This window comes from Chryseosolibacter histidinae, assembly GCF_018598225.1.
GTDB lineage: Bacteria > Bacteroidota > Bacteroidia > Cytophagales > Cyclobacteriaceae > Chryseosolibacter > Chryseosolibacter histidini.
The window spans coordinates 49,404-69,729 of sequence record NZ_JAHESF010000036.1; the positions used below are offsets into that span (position 1 = coordinate 49,404).

Below are 20,326 nucleotides of genomic sequence, written 5' to 3' on the forward strand. Positions count from 1 at the left end.
GTTCTAGTAGATCGTGTTCCGGGTACGTGGGAGACCTTCGAAATTCCGTGAAAGGAATTCGTGGTATTTTCTTACGTATCCGGCCCATGCAAAATATCCGCGGGTTTTCAGATAATTCACGTCATGCTCGTTGTCATACGCTTCGATCTCGAACGGATTGTAGCGGTAGGCAACGTAATGTCCGTGACCCTTGGCGCGTGATACAATGTAGAAGTAAGCATACAACAGCCAATGGAAAATGAAAAGCATCTCTACCTGTTGTAAAAAATGGATCTTCTCGTGGCGCACCAGGCGCGTTTCGTCTTTCGTCAGCTTCGAGATCCAGATGAAAATGAAGAATGATAATCCCGTATAATAATTGAATATCCTTTTACGGGTATAGATCTTTAACGGTAACATGACTTATCTAACAAGGTTTGTATCTCTCTCAGTTCAATCTTTATACCAAATTGTTGTTCATGGTCACCCGGCCGGCCTAACTCCTGTACCTTTTTCGCTTATATTTTATTCCTAAGATGATCATCGCGGTGTTTACCAGCAGCGAAAAGGCATTGGTTGCAATGATCGGGATGTCACTACGTAGAAACCCGTACCAGACCCAGAGACCAAGACCGCAAAACAAAATGATCAGGAAAAAAAGTGAGATGTCCTCCGCCTTTTTATTACGCACAAGCCTGATCAGTTGCGGGAGCAATGACGCAGCGGTAAAAATTCCAGCAATAACACCAACCCATTCTGTTGTACTATGATCCTGGTTCAAAAGGCTCGCATATAAACGCAATAGCTGCTTAAAAAATGATGCCAGAGCCGACAAAAATTACCAGGACAGTACAAGTTGAGGTTATCGGTAAACCTTAGGTATAGAAAATATCTCGAGAAAAAATTACCGTCCGAACTTGCGCGCGTTTGCCCTTCTTATTCTTTCTTTCATCCATTTATTAATGTCGATTGAAAGACCTGTAGCCGTACAGGCGGCAAGGAAGATAAAGAAAGGTCCGTAAGAATGGTTGCGCATCATGCCATTGATTCCGGCATACAACATCACCCCCACTAAAACGATGGCGAGGCCCAGAACAGTGAAGTTTTTCATAGGGAACAAAAATTTGAGTAGAACAATGAATCGGTTTTCAAAAATACTACTTGATCACCTGCCTTCGCCACATAGGTTTATTTTAAAACATACGTTGTAAGCGGTAATCCCAATCGATCTGTTTCACGTTACCGGCAGGCGACCGTATGCCATATACCGGTGCTCTCCGCAAGGCTTCTTAACTCATTTGGCCGGATGTAGATTTTACTACGGAAAAAATTTATGATCAAATATTGACGAATTATGCATTTACTTACAAACAAAAACAGTAAGCGCTGCTTCGTGCTCACTGGGTGGGCTTCAAGTTTAAAGTTTAAAGTTTAAAGTTGATGGAGTGATCACCTTGACTGGGACGTTCCTGCATCGGAGCTTACCCGTGACGACTACACCGGTCGAACCGGCAACTTGCAACCGGCAACTGGCAACCAGTGTTCGAAGCGGGCATATCCCGGTAAACTTGCTTATATTGAATGAGTAAACCTCAACTCATGCGCCTGATACGCCCCGCCGTTATACTGATCCTATTGTCGTCTTGTAAGGCTGTTCCGGAGGCCACCGAACGGCTTGCCCTGGCGGATGCCATGGAGCATTCGGCAAAGAACGAGCTGTTGAACAAATGGTATCCGGCAGTGATCGACCAGGAGTACGGCGGTTACATCACTACTTTCGATGCAACGTTCAAGCCAACCGGGCCGCAGGATAAGATGATCGTGACCCAGGCGAGGCATGTGTGGACAAGCTCAAAAGCATTTACTGACTATCCGGGCACGGAAGACTACCGGCGAAGCGCAGCGCATGGACTGAAGTTTCTCAAAGAGGTGATGTGGGACCAAACGTATGGAGGTTTTTACACGCTGGTCGACCGTACGGGAAAAGTGAAGGATGAACAAAAAACGGCATACGGAAATGCATTTGGTATCTATGCGCTGTCGGCTTATTACCTGGCCTTCCAGGATACATCGGCGCTGGCGCTGGCGAAGGAAACCTTTCGCTGGCTTGAGAAGCACAGCCACGATGCGAAGCTGAAAGGTTATTTTCAGCACCTGAACAGGGATGGCACCATCGTGAAGCGCGATGACACCACACCTTCTGCCGCAGAGCTGGGATACAAAGATCAGAACAGCTCCATTCACCTGCTGGAGGCTTTTACAGAGCTTTACCAGGCGTGGCCTGACCCGCTGGTGAAAGAACGGCTCCTGGAAATGCTCACGCTGATCAGGGATACGATCACCACAGAAAAAGGATACCTCGTACTTTTCTTTCAGCCCGATTGGACCCCGGTAACATTCAGGGATTCGTCAGAAGCTACTGTGCTGCGGCACCGGGGCCTCGATCATGTCTCTTTCGGGCACGATGTGGAAACCGCCTTTCTCATGCTGGAAGCGTCTCACGTTGCGGGTTTGGAAAATGATACCGCCACACTCACGGTTGCTAAACGAATGGTCGATCATGCTTTGCAGAATGGATGGGATCAAACGGCAGGAGGGTTCTATGACGAAGGCTACTACTTCAGGGATAAGCCGGGCATCACCATTATAAAGGATACAAAGAACTGGTGGGCGCAAGCCGAAGGACTGAATACGTTGCTGATGATGGCCGACCTGTTCCCAAACGATGAGCGGAAGTATTTTGAAAAGTTCACGATGCTCTGGCGCTACGTCGATAACAACCTGATCGATCACGAGAATGGGGAGTGGTACCAGGGCGGGCTTGACAAAGAGCCGGAGCAAAAAAAAGCACTGAAAGGCCACATCTGGAAAGCTTCCTATCACCAGTACAGGGCGCTTTCAAATTGCGTGAAACGACTGAGGAGCAGTAGGCAATAGGCAATGTGTAGTAGGCAAAGTCAATGGTCGATGGTTCATAGTCCATGGCCGGGTAGTACTGTCTTCCGAAAGTATGTAATGATCCAACGATCCAATGAAAATTAACATCGCATTGCCATGGACTGTGGACCATGGACCATCGATTGATGCTGCCATAGACTATGGACTATGGACTATGGACTATGGACCATGGACCATCGACTGATACATGTATGTATTGTGAAACCATGACACCTAATAACCTATGATCCGAAGAACCCTTATTCACGCGCTGATCTGTTTCGCCGTATTTTCCGGAGCTCAGCTCTCAGCGCAAACTTCGCCCGTGCGCATCATCATGATCGGTGCCCACCCCGATGATTGTGATCAGAAAGGAGGCGGTACAGCGATCTTGCTGGCTTCCATGGGCTATGCTGTAAAATTTGTGTCGGTCACCAATGGAGACGCCGGCCACCAGTCAGAGGGTGGTGGCATGCTGGCGAAACGAAGACTGGCCGAAGCCAAAGAAGCGGGAAAACGGTTCGGTGTTGAGTACGATGTGCTTGCCAACCACGACGGTGAATTGCTGCCCACACTTGACGTTCGTCTTCAGATCATCCGCAAGATCAGGGAATGGAACGCGGATGTTGTGATAGCGCCCAGGCCCAATGATTATCATCCCGATCATCGCTATACAGGCGTTCTGGTACAAGATGCTGCCTACATGGTGGCCGTGCCCAATGTGGCTGCCGATACACCGCCCCTGAAAAAGAACCCGGTGTTCCTCTACTTCCAGGACTTCTTTTAACGCCCCAATCCTTTCAGGCCTGACATTGCCATTGACATCAGCGCCGTGTTCGATAAAAAGATCCACGCGATGGATGCACATGAGTCGCAGTTTTATGAATGGCTTCCCTGGATCGGCGGCTATCTCGATAAAGTGCCGGCGGATAAAGTGGAACGTAAGAAGTGGCTTGCTACCAACCGCGCCGTGAGAATCACACCGGAAGTGCGGGCAAAGCTCGAAGCTGCTTACGGAAAGGAGAGAGCCGCGCAGGTGCAACATGCCGAAGCGTTCGAGATCTGTGAATACGGTGTGCAGCCCGGCGAAAAAGACATTCAACGATTGTTCCCCATGCTCAAAAAATGATGATGCTCTTTTTCAATACGGTCAGGAGATGGCCCCGCACCTGGCTGTGGCTTGCGATCGTATTGATGGTGCTCACAGGGTTTCTCGTAAGCTGGTCAGGACGTTGCCTGAAAACTACCTCAGCTCCCTTTGCCATCGTTTCCCTTGAGCTCGCATGGGACCAACGCGATGCCGATACGATCAGGAATGAATGGCAGCGCGCTTCCTGCAGCCATGGGAATATCATATCGGATCCAACAGTCGCCGCGCCCGGTGACATTTCTGTCATTCACACGGCCCAAAAGAACATCCTGGATGACCTGTGGTTTTTAATGGCCTATACGCTGTTCTTCATCGTGTGTGTGGTGAGGATCGACCCGTTCAAGCTCCCGGATCAGCCCGTGACCAGGACAACATTTGTGTTTGTTCAGCTCGCACTGGTGGCGGGCCTGCTCGATGCCATCGAAAACTTTTTTATGTGGAGGTTTATCTCGGGAGAAGATATCCCCAGTGATGCTTTTGCATTTCCGGCAACGGTTAAATTCCTTCTCGTCATTACACTGACCGGTTATATTCTATTATATCTGTTGAGGAGGCTCAGATCGCTGGTGAAAAGCTAGAAGAGCACTACTACAAAAATCATTCCCGCCAAAACAACGAGTTACCGATACTGCCGTTGAACGGTTTTTACAGTCTTTACAGCTGGTATAGTTTTGTTGCCTGATGAGACCGGTATCCGTTTAAGAATTAAAACAAATCAAACGATCTATGAAACTATTGTTTAAGGTGGTAATGATCTGCACACTGGTTATGGGCGCTGAGCTGGCATCGGCACAGGCAGCCTTCGGTCTCAAGGGCGGTGTTAACCTCACTTCGCTGAAGCTCGATGACCCCGATGCATCATACGATTCACGCACGGGATTTCACGCCGGGATCTTCATGCGGGGCAGGGTAGACAAGGTAGCCATCCAGCCCGAAGTTTTATTATTTACCCAACGCGGCGAAGGTACTTTCTCGCTGGGAAAAGTGGAGGAAAGTTTTACCTACCTGAGCATTCCCGTGATCTTGAAGTTCTACCCGATCGGCGGACTGAATATTCAGGCTGGACCACAATTCGGGTTCTTGCTCGACGGTGAAAGAAAGTACCAGAACGCCTTCGGTAGCATCAAAGAAGATATCAAAGACTCCTACAAGAGCAGCGACGTCTCCATTTCCCTGGGCGGCGGTTATGATTTCGGCTTCGGACTGGGCCTCGACGTACGTTATAACATCGGGGTAAAAGACATCAACGATGAAGTGAATGGCGACCCTGCCAAAAGCAGGATCTTCCTCATCTCACTCGGATGGAATTTTTTGCAGTAGCTTATATCTGTATTTTTTGCTGGACCTCCTGTGTGTATGCACGGGAGGTTTTTTTATTGATGGCCGTTCCCGCCCCGTTCCGTTATTCTGAACGAAGCATGTGTGGCCGGCTGTGGGCGTGAAGAATCCCCTGATGACGGAGCGCACTTTATGAAACATGCGCTCGAATCAGGTACGCGGTAAGTTTCCGGGGATCCTTCGCTCCCACGGGCCATCACACCAGCACCGCTCTGGAGGACGGTCTCCGAAGAAGGCTATGGACAATGCCCGTCAATCAGGGCGACCCGTTGTCAACTGCCCCGGCGAATGCCGGTTGTCAATTGTCAACTGATTCAATAATGTGCTTCAATCCCAAACACCTCACTGAAATACGTTTCCAGCGAAGCGGTTTTGATCTTGGGAAAACCGGGTTCTTCTACCGTTACCCAGAATTGTTCTGCTTCCCGTGCGCGGGTAATGATATACGTTTTATCGTTTGTATAGGCTTTGACCGATCGCGCCCCTTCGCTGAAGTGGGTTTTGGTCTCTTCCAGTAGATTTAGCCACGGTTCCATAAGCAAAGATAATCATTGCTGCGCCAGCGAGCGATGGTGTGGAACGCAAAAGATTGAGTTGCAGTCAAAAAGCGTTTAATTTGGCACATGAAAGCTGCTTCACTGAACGAGATCAGGAAAGACCTTCAGGCTGCCGATGAGGATACGGTGCGGAAGATTTGCATACGCCTGGCCCGGTATAAAAAAGAGAACACCGAGTTGCTCACCTACCTGCTCTATGAGGCGGACAATGAGCAGGCTTATATCGAGAATGTGAAGGAAGATATCACGGAGCTGTTCACAACGCTGCCCAAAGGCGGCAATACCTATTTTATCAAAAAAACGCTGCGCAAGATCCTGAGGTTCGCCGACAGGCAGATCAGATATTCAGGAATAAAACAGACCGAGCTTGAGATACGCATCTTTTTTTGCACCAAAGTGAAGGAGGCACGTGTCCCGCTGCAACCCGGAACGGTACTGTACAACCTTTATCAGCAGCAGCTGAAGAAGATCAATGCTATTTTTGAAAAGTTGCCCGAAGACCTTCAGGCGGATTATGAACGTGAGGTGAAGGTACTTTAAGAGTCCACAGACGACGGCCCACTTTCCACGGCAGGTTAGTAGGCAGTTGACAAATAGCAGTTGACAAAGGTCGGTTACTTGAATCCGAGTACTTTCTCTATTATTTGATAGTTGTCAATTGTATGTTTGTCAATTGTCAACTGATTCAAGCCTTCTGCTTGTCTTTATTCTTGTTTTTATTTTTATTCTTATTCTTATTCTTCTCTTTGCTCATCTTCTCCGGCTTGTTCTTCTCCTTGTCCATCTTCTCCGGCTTATTCTTTTCCTTGTCCATTTTATCCTTGTCCTTGTCTTTCTGTTTCTCCTGATTGAAGGCAAGCTGTTCTCTGGCCACGGCAGGTTCATTACTTTGAGCAACCGTATTGAAGGCGATCCCCGCAACCAGTATTCCGGTGATGAGGAGTATGATCTGTAAAGTTTTCATAAAATCCCGATTTTTGACAGTATTACCCCCATTCCTGGAAAAGGTTACAAAAAATCAGTCCACAGACGATGGTCCACCGTCCACGGCAGGAAGAGTCAACCTCGACAATAGACGATACTGCCGTGGTCTGTCGACCGTGGACTCTAAATCCCTGGCATTAAATTATTTCATAGGAAGGCATGGGACTGACAGAATACAAACGAAAACGATCCTTCAAAAAGACGCCGGAGCCGGCAGGGGGGAAGTCTTCAAAAAAGCAGCAATTGCACTTTGTGGTCCAGAAACATGCTGCCTCGCGACTGCATTATGATTTTCGCCTCGAAATGGAGGGGGTGCTGAAAAGCTGGGCGGTACCGAAAGGACCATCGCTGAATCCGGCAGACAAGCGGCTGGCCATGATGGTGGAAGATCACCCTTATGATTATAAAGATTTCGAGGGCACCATTCCCCCGGGCAACTATGGCGCCGGCACCGTGATCATCTGGGATGAAGGCACCTATGAACCACTGGAAGCCACCGGTACCAGGGCGGAGCAGGAAAAGATCCTGCTGAAACAGCTTGAGGCAGGCTCGCTGAAATTCAGGATGAACGGCGAAAAGCTGAAAGGTGAGTTTGCCCTGGTGCGCATGAAAGGAAAAGATGCCAACGCATGGCTGCTCATCAAACACCGCGATGCCTTTGCCGGTGATGAAGATGTTACTTTACAGGATAAGTCCGTTGTTTCCGGTAAGACCATCGAAGAGCTGGCGGAAGACGATGAGGCGAAGACGTGGAAAAGTAATCGCACCTCCACCCGCGCCGCTAAAAAAACAACACCCCAAAAAACAGCAAAGAAAGCGACGGCGAAAAAATCCGCCCGCAAAACCATCACGCCCTCTACTGCAAGATCCTCTCCTAAAAAAGATCCTGGCACCGCCGTAAAAGATGTGCTGGCATCCATCAGCAAAAAGAAAAAATCTGCCATGCCGAAAGACGTGATGCCGATGCTGGCTACGTTGGTAGATAAACCTTTTGACCAGGAGGGATGGCTCTATGAAGTGAAGTGGGATGGTTTTCGCGCCATCAGTTATCTGCAAAAAGGCGATGCGGAGATCAGGTCACGGAACAACAAAGACATGAGCGCCAAATTTTACCCCGTGCTCGATGCTCTGAAGCAGTGGCCCGTAAATGCAGTGGTAGATGGTGAGATCATTGTGGTAAATGAAAAAGGTATTCCTGATTTCAATGCGCTGCAGGAATGGCGCAGCGAGGCCGATGGACAGCTCATCTATTACATGTTCGATATCCTCTGGCTCGACGGTTATGACCTGATGAAAGTGCCACTCGCCGAGCGAAAGGAGACCCTGAAACAGATCCTGCCACAGCACGATATGCTTCGCCTGAGTGAGAGCTTCGCGATCAACGGAACGGAATTCTTTCAGATGGCCAACAGGATGGACCTCGAGGGCATGCTGGCCAAAAAAGCCGATAGTGTCTATACACCCGATGCACGTTCCAAAAACTGGCTGAAGATCAAAACAGAAAAGCACCAGGAAGCGGTCATCGGAGGATACACACGCAACGAGAACACCTCCAAACTTTTCAGCGCCTTGCTGATGGGTGTTTATGAGCAGGGTAAGCTGGTCTCCATCGGTCCCGTGGGCACGGGCTTCACCACCGCCATGCAGAAAGAGTTGCTGGAGAAGATGAAGCCACTGGAGACCTCTGTTTGCCCTTTTGCTGTTACACCCGATTATAACAAACCTTCGCGCTTCCGTCCCAATCCGCCGAAAGCAGAAGTAACGTGGCTGAAGCCGAAGCTCGTGGCGGAAGTAGCGTACCGGTCAACGGGTGCAGATGGAAGCATGCGCCACCCTTCGTTCAGAGGACTGCGTGAAGATAAAAACGTCAAAGATGTGAAGCGGGAACAGCCGGTGCCAGCAGAAGAGATTGTACAAGAGAACGGAGGCGCTCCGCAGATCATCACCGCTGTGGGCAAGCGCGAGCGAAAAACATTGCTGAATCCCACGGACGAAACGCAGGTGCGTAACATCAATGGCCATGAGCTGAAATTCACCAACCTGAGCAAGGTCTTCTGGCCCGAGATCGGCATCACCAAACGCGACATGCTGAATTATTATTACCAGGTTGCGCCGTACATGCTCCCGTATATGAAAGACAGGCCGCAAACGCTGAACCGTTTTCCCAACGGCATCCACGGCGAAAGCTTTTATCAAAAAGACGTCACCGGGAAGGTGCCGGGTTGGATCGAAACGTACAAGTACTTCAGTGAAGGCGATCAGCGCCAGAAACATTTTATGGTTTGTACAGACGAGGCGAGCCTGTTATACATTGCCTCGCTGGGTTGCATCGAGATGAACCCGTGGAGCAGCCGCGTGCAAAGCCCTGATCACCCGGACTGGTGTATCATCGATCTTGATCCCGACAAACGCAATACGTTCGACCAGGTGATCGAAGCTGCGCAGGTAACGAAACAGGTACTGGATGCGTTGGAGATTCCCTCGTGGTGCAAGACTTCCGGATCAACGGGACTGCACATCTTTATTCCCCTGGGCGCAAAATACACCTATGAAGATTCAAAGGAATTTGCCCGCGCGCTGGTGAAGATCGTGCACAGTCAGATCCCGTCATTCACAAGCATCGAGCGAAAGGTGTCAGACCGGAAGGGAAACATGTATCTTGATTTTCTTCAGAACCGTCCGCAGGCAACCCTGGCAGGGCCTTATTCCCTGCGCCCGAAACCAGGCGCACCGGTGTCGATGCCCCTGCATTGGGATGAAGTGAAGAAGGGGCTTAACATCCTGGACTTCACCATCAAAAATGCGATGTCGAGACTGAAAGAGACGGGTGATCTGTTTGAAGGTGTGCTGGGTGAGGGTGTTAACATGAAAACGGCCCTCAAAGCCATGCACCAGGCTTTTAAAGATGCAGGTGTTTAGACATCGAATTTCTTTTCACCTCGAAGCGTAACTTGCGTGTTTCCATAACGGCCCTTGCATTTGCCGCGGCGTTTCGATACATTCGGATATAAGAGAAGCCCATCCCGTTTTTCGCGTGCCGGAAGACGGGATGGGTTTTATGTTCATGTATCTTTCCCTTCAAAATCATTAGACCAACATGAGCCAGAACCAACCCTTCTATGTAGGCCTGTGCATGGCAGGCGCAGTTTCCGCCGGCGCCTATACGGCCGGTGTGATGGATTTTCTCATCGAAGCGCTTGACGACTGGGAGTCGAAAAGAGATCAGCCCGGCATTCCACAGCACCGGGTGAAGATCCCTGTGATCGGCGGCGCCTCTGCGGGAGGAATGACGGGCATCATCACCGCCAGTGCCATCAACAATCCGATCAAACCGGTGTCACGGATCGATCCCACGCGTTTCTTTCAGGAACATAACGATAACAAGCTCTGGCACTCATGGGTGGATATGATCCATCGCGATATGTTCCCCTTCCTGCTGAATACAGACGACATCAGCGCCGGCAACATCCTGTCGCTGTTCAACTCGTCTTTTATCGATGCCATCGCAGACCGCGCCCTGCGTGTTGATACCAGCCAGTGGATAGACCGCCCGTATTTTGATCACAACCTGAAAGTGTTCAACACGCTCACCAGCCTGCGCGGCATCTCTTACAACATCGATTTTCTGGGTGTGAACCAGGAGCCCGACAAGTACTGCGTGACCCGCCACAACGACTATGTGAACTTCCAGCTGAATACAACCCGGTATGCCGGCGACGGATGGATCCCGCTCGATTTCAAAACAGGACTGAACGCTGAACTTGCCGCCGACGCTGCCATGGCTACTGGCGCTTTTCCCGTGGGACTTCGCGCACGTGCTGTGAGCCGGCCGAAAGTGTTCATGAACGATAACGAATGGATGAAGGATGTGACCAGTGTGAGTCCCGTTGTGCACGACCCGTATGAAGCGCTCAACGTCGATGGCGGAATCATCAACAATGAACCTTTTGAAAAAGTACGCAAGGTGCTCGTTTCCATCACTGGTCAGGGACCGCTGGAGTACAACGATTACAACCGTTTTACCAGCACCGTGCTGATGGTGGATCCGTTTCCCAGCAAGCCACCGGTGTATAACGACAGCAACAAGCTCTTTCACGTGATCGGCAGCACGCTCACAGCGCTCGTCAACCAGGTTCGCGTGAAACCCCAGCACCTTGAAGACGCCATGGCCTCTGGCAAGGCAGGACAGTTTCTTATCACACCCGTGCGCAGGATCCCACTCGTTGACGGTGGAAAAAGAGACGAGGCCGGTGCCGGCGCCATTGCCTGTGGTGCCTTCGGAGGATTCAGCGGTTTCTTTCACAAGGAGTTCCGCATCCATGATTATTTTTTGGGACGCGCCAACTGCGAAAAATTTCTGCGCGACCACTTCACCGTTCCCGCCAGCAGCTCCAATATCATCACGCAGGGATATGCGGATCTCACGGACGACGAGAAGAAACGTTTTTACTCGCGTACAGACCGTGAAGCAAGCCTGCCCATTATCCCCGTGCTTTCGCCGCGGAAAGAACGGAAGTACATGCCCATATTCTCGTCGGGCTCAGACTGGCCTGTGCGTATAGAGCCTGAGATCGAGCGCTTCAGGGGAGAGATCAAAGCACGCGCCCATGCCCTCATCATGAACCTGGCGCCCTACAACTTCATGACCAAACTGCTGATCAGGATCGGGAGCCACGTGGTGCTCAGGCGCAAGCTTGCCGGCGTGATGATGGATATGATCAAACAATCGCTGGCAGATCATCACCTGTTGAACGCCAGGGGTTTCTCACCGGTGAAAAAAGTTGATCCGCCGGTTGATGCAGGTAAGCGCGCTGCCATGGAAAATGGTGAATTAGTAATCGGTAATCTGTAATCAGTAATCGGGTAATCAGGTAATCAGTGATCAGTAAGCGTTAGTGTAACTCAAAAACCGATTACCGGTTACCGATTACCGTTTACTGCTCCCCAGCCACAGTAGGCAATTTATGATCAGTCTATTCTGAGGCTCACTGCCAAACGTGGACGACAGCTGTTTGTTGGTTTTGTTCTCGTAGTCTATGTCGTTGTGGCCCATGTTCACATAGACCATCCGGTAGTTCTTGTTGGTCCACACTACGGGGTAGTAGCCGCTGTGCCAGATCTCGTGAGGTTTGGGACCGGTACCGAGGGGAAAGCTCGTGGAGTCGATCGATAAAAGGATCTGGATATCGGGATTGTCCCTCAGGTCATTTTTCCAGCAATACCATTCGTTGGGAGAAGACTTGAATGTTTCGGATAGCCGTTTCGTGGCAGGATGTCTTTTGTCTTCCACACGCAGCACTGCCGATGTGGGCCTCCAGGTGTTGCTTTTATACTCACCTGATCCCAGGAACTGGTTGTGATACCAGTCCCAGTTCTGCGGGTAGGTGGAGGGCGTCAACGCAAAACCTGCAAAATGAAATCCCATCCAGGCGCCGCCACCTTCCATGTATCGCTGAAAGGCCTCTCTTTGCTCAACGGCTTCGGGGCGCGTATCCAGAAAAAGCACCACCTGGTAACGCAACGATGCCGTGGTAAGCTCATTCCAGTTTGAGGTTGCATAATAGGTGAAGTGATACTTATCTGCCATGGACGCAAACCACGTGTTGGCTTCGTTCACAAAGCTGATGTGTGCCTGGTCGTTTTTAGCCGTGTAGAAAGCGATCACATTGAACTTCGGTGTCTTGCTTTTTTGTGCGATGGCAGCTATCGAAATGCACAGTGCGCAAAAGATGATAACGCTTCGCTTCATGGATATGGCGCTCACTCGATGGTTGATCTGAAGATCAGGTTTGATTTGTTCATGCCTGACAGGAGCTTTTGTCTATCTACGGCAGTATATTCGATCAGGTTGCCCTCGCAATCATATACATAGCAGCCAAGGCAGCTCATGATCACCGGCTGATGTATAAAGAAAGTGTTTCCGTCATAAGGCACAGCGTAGATGTCGCCCATCTGGCCTGCGTTGGTTTTGGCATTTTCGATAAGTGTTCCCAGCCACTCCATTTCGGCTTGTGATTTTCCGCATTTGTCACAGGCGGTGGCCATGGGGTCGGGCAGAAGTTTGTGATCGGTGCAGGAGAGCAGTACAATGAAACAAGCGAGCTGAAGTAAGGTCCGTGTCATAGGTAGAAAAAGGTTAATGCAATATAGACACCGCCCATGATGATCTGGTTGTGATGCCTGCGTTTTTTTGTCATCGCTGTCCCGCCAGGTTGGGGATCTCCACCACAAATTCAGTTCCCTGTCCGTATTCGGACCTCACCTGGACATTCCCGCCGATCTTTTGAATGGCTTCTTTCACAATGTACAACCCAAGGCCGGAGCCAGAGCCCCTGCCGGAAGCGCGGAAGAACATGTCGAAGATCTTGGGCAGTGACTCTGCGGGAATACCCTCTCCGTTGTCGCGCACGCGGATCTCGGCACCTGCTTGATTGAGGCTTACTGTGATCTCCAAAAACGGATCCTCCTTGCGCAGGTCGGCATACTTGATGGCGTTCGAGATCAGGTTGTTGAAAATGATGTCGAGCCGGGTGGGGGAGGTGTAGAATTTTACAGCCTGCTTGATGTTGATGACCTTGCGCAGGCGGTTCACGTTGTCCATGAACTGGAGCTGCTCAAAGGTGGCGTGCACGATGTGCTCGAAGTTCACCGCTTCGGGCTCCACGCTCAGGCGCATGTTGCGGGAGTGGTCTACGATATCGCGGATGAACCTGTCGAGGCGCAGCAGACTCGTTTTCTGCATGTTGAGCAGGTTCTCAATGTTGTCGAGGCTTTTCTCCAGGCGCGCCACTTCAATAAGGCCCAGCAGCGAAGCAATGGGTGCGCGCAGGTCGTGAGAGGCGGAGTAAACAAACCGGTCGAGCTCGGCGTTGATCTTCACCAGCTCCTCGTTGCGTTCCAGCAGCGCGTGCTGCGTAGCCTTGCGTTCCGTGATATCGCTCTGGATGGCGATGAACTGGGTCACCTGCCCGGCACGGTCGTAAATGGGCTGCACTTCAATGGATACCCAATACGGTTTGCCGTCCTTGTTGTAGTTGATGATCTCAACGTCTTTGAAACCTGTTCCCTTGCTGAGCTTCTCGCGCATCAGCGCTATTATGGCGCCATCGGTGGCAGGCCCCTGTAAAAAGCTTCCCGGTTTTTTGCCCTTCACCTCCTCGAGGCTGTATCCTGTGATGCGTGTAAACGCAGGGTTGACCCACGCGATCTTTCCTTCGCCATCGGCCAGCACCACCATGTTGGTTGTGGTGTTGGCAACCATCGCCAGCCGCCGGTTCTCCTCTTCCGCCTTCTTGCGCTCGCTTACATCGCGTACAATGGCCTGGATGAAGATCTCATCCTCTAGGTCGAGCCTGTTCAGTGAAACTTCCGCATCGAAGGGTGTGCCATCGTAGCGGATGTGCCGCCATTCGAAGAACTGTGGTTTGCCACTGAGGGCCGCGTTGATCTTCTCCATGGCAGCTTCTTCTGAGGGCCGTCCATCCGGCTGCTGGGGTGGAGAAAAACGGTAAGGTGTCTGCCCCACGATCTGGTCTTTCGAGCACTGAAAGATCCGCAAGGTTGCCTCGTTACAGTCGATGAAAGTTTTGTTATCCATCGTAAAGATGGCATCGTTGGCTGAGTTGAAGAGCATCCACAGCTTGAATTCGCTCTTGCGCAGGATCTCGTCTTTTTTCTTGCGCTCGGTCACATCGTACGATACACCGATCACCTGCTTAACCTTTCCACCGGCGTCGAACAAAGGAGCGTAGCTGTTGGAGAACGTTTGACCATTAACGGCCACAGTGGTGGTAACATGTTCACCACCCAAAGCCCGGCGTACAATTGCTGCTATTGACGCCTCACCATGGTTCAGGTTGAAAACGCTCTCACCGGTGCGAACCTGCCGTTTCAGGCCAAGGCGTGCCAGGTCACAATCCCCCGATAAAGTCAGGATGCCAGACTGATCAATGAGGAAAGTGACTACAGGATTTTCTGTCGACGATGTTTGCATATCCGCTGAGGAGTGAAGCAGATCTGTCCGGTTTTTCCGGTACAACCTTATCAATTTACAAATAAATCACTTTTTAATATACAAATTCTAATTTCTTGATCAGCTTCGCCGCTCGGAATAATTGGTGGTCCATCGGCCGTAAATGGCTATCCGGATTAGATCTGAAATCGTAAATTTACCTGACATGACAAACTATTCGCTGCCTCCGGGGTATACGCTTCTGCAGTCTTTCTGGCGTACTTATAAACAGGTCAAGGATCCCATCGGTACAATGGAAGAGAGCATGGCCCGGTTCGGCGGTACGTATGCTGTAAACCTGGGTTCGCGGAGGCTGATCGCCACACAAGACCCCGGGTTCATCGAGCATGTGCTGAAGGTCAATCACCGAAACTATTATAAATCGACGATCCTCACCGAGCAGCTGGGACGGTTCATCGGCAACGGACTGCTGACCTCCAACGGCGAGTACTGGCTGCGGCAGCGGCGACTGATCCAGCCCGGCTTTCACACGGATAAAATACAGGCGCTTTACGCGATCATTAAAAAGACAGCCGACGATTTTTTGCAAACCATTCCTGGAGGCACCCTTGATGTTTACCCGCTGATGAACAGGCTTGCCTTCGAGATCGTGATCAACACACTGTTCACCATCCGGATGCCAGTGAAGACCCGCGACGAGCTGGGAAGGTTTATCACAGAAACGCAGGACTTTGTGATCAGGGACATCCGGCAGCCCCACAAGAGCTGGTGGTTTCACCTGTCAGGAGAAGTGAAACGCAACATGAATAACGCAGAAGGGGCACGGCACATCATCCGCACCATGATCCGCGAAAGAAAAGAAAGCGGGAAAAAATTTGACGACCTGCTCGATATGCTGCTGGATGCCCGCTATGAAGATACAGGTGCCGCCATGGAGGAGTCGCAGGTGATCGATGAGATCCTCATCCTGCTCATCGCCGGGCACGAGACCACCGCCAACGCACTTTCCTTCACGCTCTATCTTCTGGCAAGTCATCGCGATGAGCTTGAAAAGCTGAGAGAGTCTACTGCAGGGCTTACCTTTCAGCAATGCGTGAAGCACCCGCTTCTTGCTGCCGTGATCCAGGAAAGCATGAGGCTGTACCCACCGGCGTGGATCAGCGACAGGGTTTCGTTGCATGACGATGCATACAACAACTATACTTTTCCCAAAGACATCATCGTCATTCTGTTCTACTATGGCCTGCACCGCGATGCCCGCTACTGGCAGGATCCTTTGTCTTTTAAACCGGAAAGATTTTTAAAAGCCGGACAGGAGAAGGAGAAACAGAAGATCTATTATCCTTTCGGCGCCGGTCCACGCATGTGCATCGGTAATAATTTTGCAATGGCAGAGATGGCTATTTTCCTGCAGGCATTCATTCAGAAATTTGACGTCATGCCTGGAGGCGTTGCCCCAAACTTAAAACCATTGGTGACCCTGCGGCCCGATCATGTGATATTGAAGATCTCCAACCTTTCATGAAATAATAGCGCGTATATTGGTACATCATTATCCAGACCCAACCCGCATGAGCATCATCCGTTCCAAAGAAGTAAGCTTATCTGATGTGATCGCTGAGTCGAACCTGATCGTTGAAGTTGAATTTGTGAAGCCTTACAAGGAAGAAGTTCCCGTTGCGAGTCGCGACCCGAAAGCCTCGCAGACAGTCATTCCGCCATTTATAAAAAAGGGATGTGTGTTCAGGGTCAGGAACGTATTAAAGAACGATGGAAAGATCAAAGTGCCTGACACGATTCAAGTGCCCGATGAGAACTGGCGCAGGTCTCTCAGTCAGCACAAAGAACGATATGCTGATGGTGTGAGCAAGTCGTTTACCGTGAACGAATACCCTACGGAAGTAAAAAGCGTTCAAAAGGCTTCCATTCTGTTCCTGTATCACTTTCAGGATACCTATGAGCTCGTGGCGCGCGACGCTTTCGAGAGCAGCGATGCCCGTGAAAAAATTGACATGATCATGGGTGCTTCTTGAGATACTGTTTCAAAAAACACACTTTGAAAAACCGGATGTGAAATAATCATTTTAATATTTCTGTATTTTCCCTTAAGATTGGGGCTTGTTTAAATTTTCTGATATGTCTTTACGTGTTCTTGTAGTCGGTTGTGGAAATATGGGAGCCTCTCATGCGCAGGCTTATCATACCTTGGAAGGTGTTGAGATCTGTGGCCTGGTTTCCAGTGGAAAAAGTAAGGAAGTGCTCAATGCCAAACTAGGTGGTGGTTATACGCTATACAATGATTATGAAGAAGCGTTGAAGCAGACCAAACCCGATGCCGTGTGCATTTCCACGTATCCTGATACCCACGAACGTTTTGCCATCCTGGCGCTGGAGCAGGGTTGTCACGTGTTCATCGAGAAACCACTCGCCGACACCGTGGAAGGTGCCGAACGTGTGGCGGCCGCTGCGAGAAAAGCAAAGAAGAAGCTGGTGGTTGGTTATATCCTGCGCCATCATCCGTCATGGGAACGTTTTGTTCAGCTGGCACATGAGCTTGGCAAACCGCTTGTGATGCGCATGAACCTGAACCAGCAAAGTCATGGAAACATGTGGACGGTGCACCGCAACCTGATGGAAAGCCTCAGCCCCATCGTTGACTGTGGCGTGCACTATATAGATGTGATGTGCCAGATGACCCGTTCAAAGCCGGTGCAGGTGAGCGCTATCGGTGCAAGGCTTACAGAAGAGATCCCGGCGGGCAATTACAACTATGGCCAGCTTCAGATCCGTTTCGAAGATGGATCGGTGGGATGGTATGAAGCGGGATGGGGACCGATGATGAGCGAAACCGCGTTTTTTGTGAAGGATGTGATCGGGCCGAAAGGTTGTGTATCCATTGTGGCGAAGGAGGCGGGCGGCACAGGCAAATCTGATTCTGTGGAGTCGCATACCAAAACCGAGTCGCTGCGGTTCCATCATGCTGCGCTGGATAAAAACGATCAGTTCGTAAAACCCGATGACTGGATCAACCTGAAAGACGAGCCTGATCACCAGGAGCTCTGCAACCGCGAGCAGCGTTACTTTCTCAAGGCCATCCATGAGAACATCGACCTCACCGACCACGTGCAGGATGCCGTGAACAGCCTGCGGATCGCCTTCGCCTGTGATGAGTCGGTTCGGACTGGCAAGGTTGTTATGTTGTAATTTTAGTCCCGATAGCTATCGGAATACGATTATGAGAGACTCTCAATTGTAAATCTGAAATCGTAATTCGTAAATTCGGATATCGTAATTCGTAAATTCCAGTCATGAACAGAATATTTCTTTTAGCCGCTATCATATTCCTGGTTCAGTGTAAAGGCACGCCCACGGTAAGCGGCCTCACCCTGGAGAACACCTATTGGAAATTGACAGAAGCAGGAGGTAAGCCGGTGGAAACACCTGCGCAGGGTCGTGAAGTGCATATGATCCTCACGAGCGAAAACAACATTAAAGGTTTTGCAGGATGCAACGGCCTTGGCGGCGATTATACCGTGGATGGCAACAAGGTCGATTTCAGCATCATGACCACACGCATGTTCTGCGAGCTGCAGATGGAAGTGGAGAACCGCCTGACACAGGCACTGACGGAAGCCGACCGTTACGTCATCAATGGAAAAACGCTCGAGCTTTACAAAGGTGAAACCCTGGTCGCCCGCTTCGAGGCGCAAAACCGATAATACAAACCGCAGAGATCGCGGAGAAGGCGCAGAGGGCCGCAGAGGGTTTAATGCCGTTCACGCAAAGACCGCCAAGAAGCGCAAAGGCATTTCGTTTCTCGTCATCCTGCATGGTGGCTTGAGCGTTGGGGATCCGTCTCTCCCACGGCTATCCCAACAGCGGCGCACCGAGGAGGCTCCTATGGAGCCGAGTACGAATCAACTTTCCATTCTATAAACATGGAGCTCCATCCGGAGCTGAATGCATTTTGCTCCATAGGAGCAACCTGTTTATAGGAGAAGCAGACTAAATTCCCGTTTGGCTCCAGAGGAGCCTCCTGAACTCGTAATTTGAAATGCTGGCTATACCATCATCCCTGCTGCCGAATTCTCAGGATGGCGGGTTCAGAAAGGAAAGCTTCTTTGCGTTCTCTGCGTTTTTCCTCTGCGCCCTCTGCGGTTTGCATTTCGGAGCCCACATAATTTCGGTTTGAAATTGCTGCCGGATTGACTAAGTTCGATAATGAAAAATCCAATACGATCGAGAAGGGATTTCCTGAAGACCACAGCGCTTACGGGTGCAGCCTTCAGCCTGCCAGTGTTCAACATTATCAGCAAACCTGTTATGGAAGACGAGGTCATCGGCCATGGCGATTTCAGATATCGCGTTCATAAGGCGTGGGGCAACCTTGACCCGGCCACCACACCCGTGAAGAACTGCCACGAAATGGTGCTTGACAGCAAAGGACGACTCATCATGGTCACCGATGAGGTCAAGAACAACATCATCATCTACGATCGTTCAGGCAAGCTCATCACCACCTGGGGAAATGAGTTTCCCGGTGGCCATGGTCTCACACTTTTCAACGAAGGCGGACAGGATGTGCTGTTCATCTGCGACCCGGATACCGGCCGTGTGGTGAAGACCACCGCGGATGGGAAAAAGCTGATGGAGCTGCCGCATCCGCACAGCATCAATGTCTATGAAACCACGCAACGTTACAAGCCGACCGAGACAGCCATTGCTCCTAACGGCGATATTTATGTAGCCGATGGTTACGGCTCGCAGTATATTCTTCAGTTCTCTCCCAGGGGTGAGTTCATGAGAAAGTTCGGCGGCCCCGGCGATGGTGACTCCAACTTCAGCACTGCGCATGGCGTGTGCATCGATCAGCGCGACAAGAACAACATCACGCTGCTCTGCACTTCACGCGCGCACAATTCTTTCAAACGGTTCACACTCGATGGAAAATATTTGTCGACGATCTTTATTCCCGGTGCATACGTATGCCGCCCGGTGATCGATGGTGAGAATATCTATGCCGGTGTTTGCTGGTCGCGCCTGCGGTACCTTAATCAGACAGACCGGTCAGGTTTTGTCACCATTCTCAACGGCAAAGACAAAGTGGTTTCCAATCCCGGAGGCACCAAACCTGTGTACAAGAACGGCGAGCTTCAGATGATCGTGCAGGAAAAACCGATCTTCCAGCATTGCCACGACGTGTGCATTGACGGCGACAAGAACATTTACGTTTGCCAATGGAATGCGGATAAGACGTACCCGGTTAAGCTTGAAAGGGTTTAAGTTTCAAGTTTCAAGTTTAATGTTTCAAGTTGAGCTCGAAACCCACCGTTGCCAACTTTTAACTTTTAACTTTAAACTTTAAACCTTAAACTTCAAACTTCTGCCGTTTTCCTCATCTTCTCCAAC

General features: G+C 50.5%; 21 protein-coding genes. 13 read left to right on the forward strand and 8 right to left on the reverse strand.

Translation table 11 applies throughout. The annotated features are described in order from the left end of the window. Window positions 1-3: 3 nt before the first annotated feature. The 3 genes from KK083_RS25140 to KK083_RS25145 all read right to left on the reverse strand — a co-directional run bounded on the left by KK083_RS25140 (window position 4) and on the right by KK083_RS25145 (window position 1,090). Window positions 4-399 carry a hypothetical protein gene (locus tag KK083_RS25140; RefSeq protein ID WP_254168611.1) on the reverse strand — a complete coding sequence of 132 codons (396 nt, stop codon included), beginning with the start codon at window positions 397-399 and terminating at the stop codon, window positions 4-6. 76 nt (window positions 400-475) lie between these two features. Further along, window positions 476-814, reverse strand: a complete 339-nt coding sequence (locus KK083_RS32790) for a SemiSWEET family sugar transporter (RefSeq protein WP_369074978.1) — start codon at window positions 812-814, stop codon at window positions 476-478. Window positions 815-883: 69 nt separating this feature from the next. Then, a complete protein-coding gene (locus KK083_RS25145; protein WP_254168613.1) occupies window positions 884-1,090 on the reverse strand; it encodes a hypothetical protein in 207 nt (68 codons plus the stop codon). 488 nt (window positions 1,091-1,578) lie between these two features. On the opposite strand from KK083_RS25145, the gene KK083_RS25150 reads away from it, so the two are divergent. From KK083_RS25150 to KK083_RS25170, 5 genes are all read left to right on the forward strand, one after another. Next, window positions 1,579-2,916: an AGE family epimerase/isomerase gene (locus KK083_RS25150; RefSeq protein ID WP_254168615.1), complete on the forward strand. Its 1,338-nt coding sequence runs from the start codon at window positions 1,579-1,581 to the stop codon at window positions 2,914-2,916. 244 nt (window positions 2,917-3,160) lie between these two features. Next, entirely contained in the window at window positions 3,161-3,703 is a 543-nt protein-coding gene (locus KK083_RS25155) for a PIG-L deacetylase family protein (protein ID WP_254168617.1), read from the forward strand. A 69-nt stretch (window positions 3,704-3,772) separates the two neighbouring features. Next, window positions 3,773-4,045 (forward strand): hypothetical protein, encoded by a 273-nt coding sequence (locus KK083_RS25160; RefSeq protein WP_254168619.1) that lies wholly within the window; start codon window positions 3,773-3,775, stop codon window positions 4,043-4,045. Further along, window positions 4,042-4,644, forward strand: coding sequence for a hypothetical protein (locus KK083_RS25165; RefSeq protein ID WP_254168621.1), 603 nt, complete (start codon window positions 4,042-4,044; stop codon window positions 4,642-4,644). The genes KK083_RS25160 and KK083_RS25165 overlap by 4 nt, the downstream gene beginning before the upstream one ends. A 148-nt stretch (window positions 4,645-4,792) precedes the next feature. Continuing rightward, window positions 4,793-5,386, forward strand: coding sequence for a porin family protein (locus KK083_RS25170; RefSeq protein WP_254168623.1), 594 nt, complete (start codon window positions 4,793-4,795; stop codon window positions 5,384-5,386). A 332-nt stretch (window positions 5,387-5,718) separates the two neighbouring features. Here KK083_RS25170 and KK083_RS25175 read toward each other — a convergent pair whose 3' ends face one another. Further along, window positions 5,719-5,940, reverse strand: a complete 222-nt coding sequence (locus KK083_RS25175) for a hypothetical protein (protein ID WP_254168625.1) — start codon at window positions 5,938-5,940, stop codon at window positions 5,719-5,721. An 87-nt stretch (window positions 5,941-6,027) separates the two neighbouring features. On the opposite strand from KK083_RS25175, the gene KK083_RS25180 reads away from it, so the two are divergent. After that, on the forward strand, window positions 6,028-6,501 hold the full coding sequence (locus KK083_RS25180) for a hypothetical protein (RefSeq protein WP_254168627.1): 474 nt from the start codon (window positions 6,028-6,030) through the stop codon (window positions 6,499-6,501). Window positions 6,502-6,646: 145 nt separating this feature from the next. Here KK083_RS25180 and KK083_RS25185 read toward each other — a convergent pair whose 3' ends face one another. Next, window positions 6,647-6,925 (reverse strand): hypothetical protein, encoded by a 279-nt coding sequence (locus tag KK083_RS25185; protein WP_254168628.1) that lies wholly within the window; start codon window positions 6,923-6,925, stop codon window positions 6,647-6,649. Window positions 6,926-7,104: 179 nt separating this feature from the next. Between KK083_RS25185 and ligD the strand changes: the two genes are divergently transcribed. Together ligD and KK083_RS25195 are read left to right on the forward strand one after the other, a co-directional pair. Further along, a complete protein-coding gene (ligD, locus tag KK083_RS25190; protein ID WP_254168630.1) occupies window positions 7,105-9,864 on the forward strand; it encodes a DNA ligase D in 2,760 nt (919 codons plus the stop codon). 178 nt (window positions 9,865-10,042) lie between these two features. After that, on the forward strand, window positions 10,043-11,797 hold the full coding sequence (locus KK083_RS25195) for a patatin-like phospholipase family protein (RefSeq protein WP_254168632.1): 1,755 nt from the start codon (window positions 10,043-10,045) through the stop codon (window positions 11,795-11,797). A 75-nt stretch (window positions 11,798-11,872) separates the two neighbouring features. On the opposite strand, the gene KK083_RS25200 is transcribed toward KK083_RS25195, so the two are convergent. The 3 genes from KK083_RS25200 to KK083_RS25210 all read right to left on the reverse strand — a co-directional run bounded on the left by KK083_RS25200 (window position 11,873) and on the right by KK083_RS25210 (window position 14,938). Further along, entirely contained in the window at window positions 11,873-12,694 is an 822-nt protein-coding gene (locus tag KK083_RS25200; RefSeq protein WP_254168634.1) for a ThuA domain-containing protein, read from the reverse strand. A gap of 11 nt (window positions 12,695-12,705) precedes the next feature. Then, entirely contained in the window at window positions 12,706-13,068 is a 363-nt protein-coding gene (locus KK083_RS25205; protein ID WP_254168636.1) for a hypothetical protein, read from the reverse strand. Between the two features lie 70 nt (window positions 13,069-13,138). Then, complete coding sequence (locus tag KK083_RS25210; RefSeq protein WP_254168638.1) at window positions 13,139-14,938, reverse strand: PAS domain-containing sensor histidine kinase; 1,800 nt, start codon at window positions 14,936-14,938, stop codon at window positions 13,139-13,141. 184 nt (window positions 14,939-15,122) lie between these two features. Between KK083_RS25210 and KK083_RS25215 the strand changes: the two genes are divergently transcribed. The 5 genes from KK083_RS25215 (at window position 15,123) to KK083_RS25235 (ending at window position 20,200) form a co-directional block, all read left to right on the forward strand. Beyond that, window positions 15,123-16,442 carry a cytochrome P450 gene (locus KK083_RS25215; protein ID WP_254168640.1) on the forward strand — a complete coding sequence of 440 codons (1,320 nt, stop codon included), beginning with the start codon at window positions 15,123-15,125 and terminating at the stop codon, window positions 16,440-16,442. 46 nt (window positions 16,443-16,488) lie between these two features. Beyond that, entirely contained in the window at window positions 16,489-16,950 is a 462-nt protein-coding gene (locus KK083_RS25220) for a hypothetical protein (protein ID WP_254168643.1), read from the forward strand. 103 nt (window positions 16,951-17,053) lie between these two features. Further along, the gene (locus KK083_RS25225) at window positions 17,054-18,121 is read left to right on the forward strand and encodes a Gfo/Idh/MocA family protein (RefSeq protein ID WP_262899605.1); all 1,068 of its coding nucleotides are present in this window, start codon (window positions 17,054-17,056) and stop codon (window positions 18,119-18,121) included. Between the two features lie 104 nt (window positions 18,122-18,225). After that, complete coding sequence (locus KK083_RS25230; RefSeq protein WP_254168645.1) at window positions 18,226-18,636, forward strand: META domain-containing protein; 411 nt, start codon at window positions 18,226-18,228, stop codon at window positions 18,634-18,636. A 502-nt stretch (window positions 18,637-19,138) separates the two neighbouring features. After that, window positions 19,139-20,200, forward strand: coding sequence for a 6-bladed beta-propeller (locus KK083_RS25235; protein ID WP_254168647.1), 1,062 nt, complete (start codon window positions 19,139-19,141; stop codon window positions 20,198-20,200). Window positions 20,201-20,326 lie beyond the last annotated feature (126 nt).

Coding starts and splice junctions, on each gene's coding strand:
- ligD (WP_254168630.1), top strand. CDS start 7,105: ATGGGACTGACAGAATACAAACGAAAACGATCCTTCAAAAAGACGCCG.
- KK083_RS25175 (WP_254168625.1), bottom strand. CDS start 5,940: ATGGAACCGTGGCTAAATCTACTGGAAGAGACCAAAACCCACTTCAGC.
- KK083_RS25230 (WP_254168645.1), top strand. CDS start 18,226: ATGAACAGAATATTTCTTTTAGCCGCTATCATATTCCTGGTTCAGTGT.
- KK083_RS25215 (WP_254168640.1), top strand. CDS start 15,123: ATGACAAACTATTCGCTGCCTCCGGGGTATACGCTTCTGCAGTCTTTC.
- KK083_RS25170 (WP_254168623.1), top strand. CDS start 4,793: ATGAAACTATTGTTTAAGGTGGTAATGATCTGCACACTGGTTATGGGC.
- KK083_RS25150 (WP_254168615.1), top strand. CDS start 1,579: ATGCGCCTGATACGCCCCGCCGTTATACTGATCCTATTGTCGTCTTGT.
- KK083_RS25160 (WP_254168619.1), top strand. CDS start 3,773: ATGGATGCACATGAGTCGCAGTTTTATGAATGGCTTCCCTGGATCGGC.
- KK083_RS25195 (WP_254168632.1), top strand. CDS start 10,043: ATGAGCCAGAACCAACCCTTCTATGTAGGCCTGTGCATGGCAGGCGCA.
- KK083_RS25200 (WP_254168634.1), bottom strand. CDS start 12,694: ATGAAGCGAAGCGTTATCATCTTTTGCGCACTGTGCATTTCGATAGCT.
- KK083_RS25225 (WP_262899605.1), top strand. CDS start 17,054: ATGTCTTTACGTGTTCTTGTAGTCGGTTGTGGAAATATGGGAGCCTCT.
- KK083_RS25180 (WP_254168627.1), top strand. CDS start 6,028: ATGAAAGCTGCTTCACTGAACGAGATCAGGAAAGACCTTCAGGCTGCC.
- KK083_RS25145 (WP_254168613.1), bottom strand. CDS start 1,090: ATGAAAAACTTCACTGTTCTGGGCCTCGCCATCGTTTTAGTGGGGGTG.
- KK083_RS25155 (WP_254168617.1), top strand. CDS start 3,161: ATGATCCGAAGAACCCTTATTCACGCGCTGATCTGTTTCGCCGTATTT.
- KK083_RS25140 (WP_254168611.1), bottom strand. CDS start 399: ATGTTACCGTTAAAGATCTATACCCGTAAAAGGATATTCAATTATTAT.
- KK083_RS25210 (WP_254168638.1), bottom strand. CDS start 14,938: ATGCAAACATCGTCGACAGAAAATCCTGTAGTCACTTTCCTCATTGAT.
- KK083_RS25235 (WP_254168647.1), top strand. CDS start 19,139: ATGAAAAATCCAATACGATCGAGAAGGGATTTCCTGAAGACCACAGCG.
- KK083_RS25165 (WP_254168621.1), top strand. CDS start 4,042: ATGATGATGCTCTTTTTCAATACGGTCAGGAGATGGCCCCGCACCTGG.
- KK083_RS25185 (WP_254168628.1), bottom strand. CDS start 6,925: ATGAAAACTTTACAGATCATACTCCTCATCACCGGAATACTGGTTGCG.
- KK083_RS25220 (WP_254168643.1), top strand. CDS start 16,489: ATGAGCATCATCCGTTCCAAAGAAGTAAGCTTATCTGATGTGATCGCT.
- KK083_RS25205 (WP_254168636.1), bottom strand. CDS start 13,068: ATGACACGGACCTTACTTCAGCTCGCTTGTTTCATTGTACTGCTCTCC.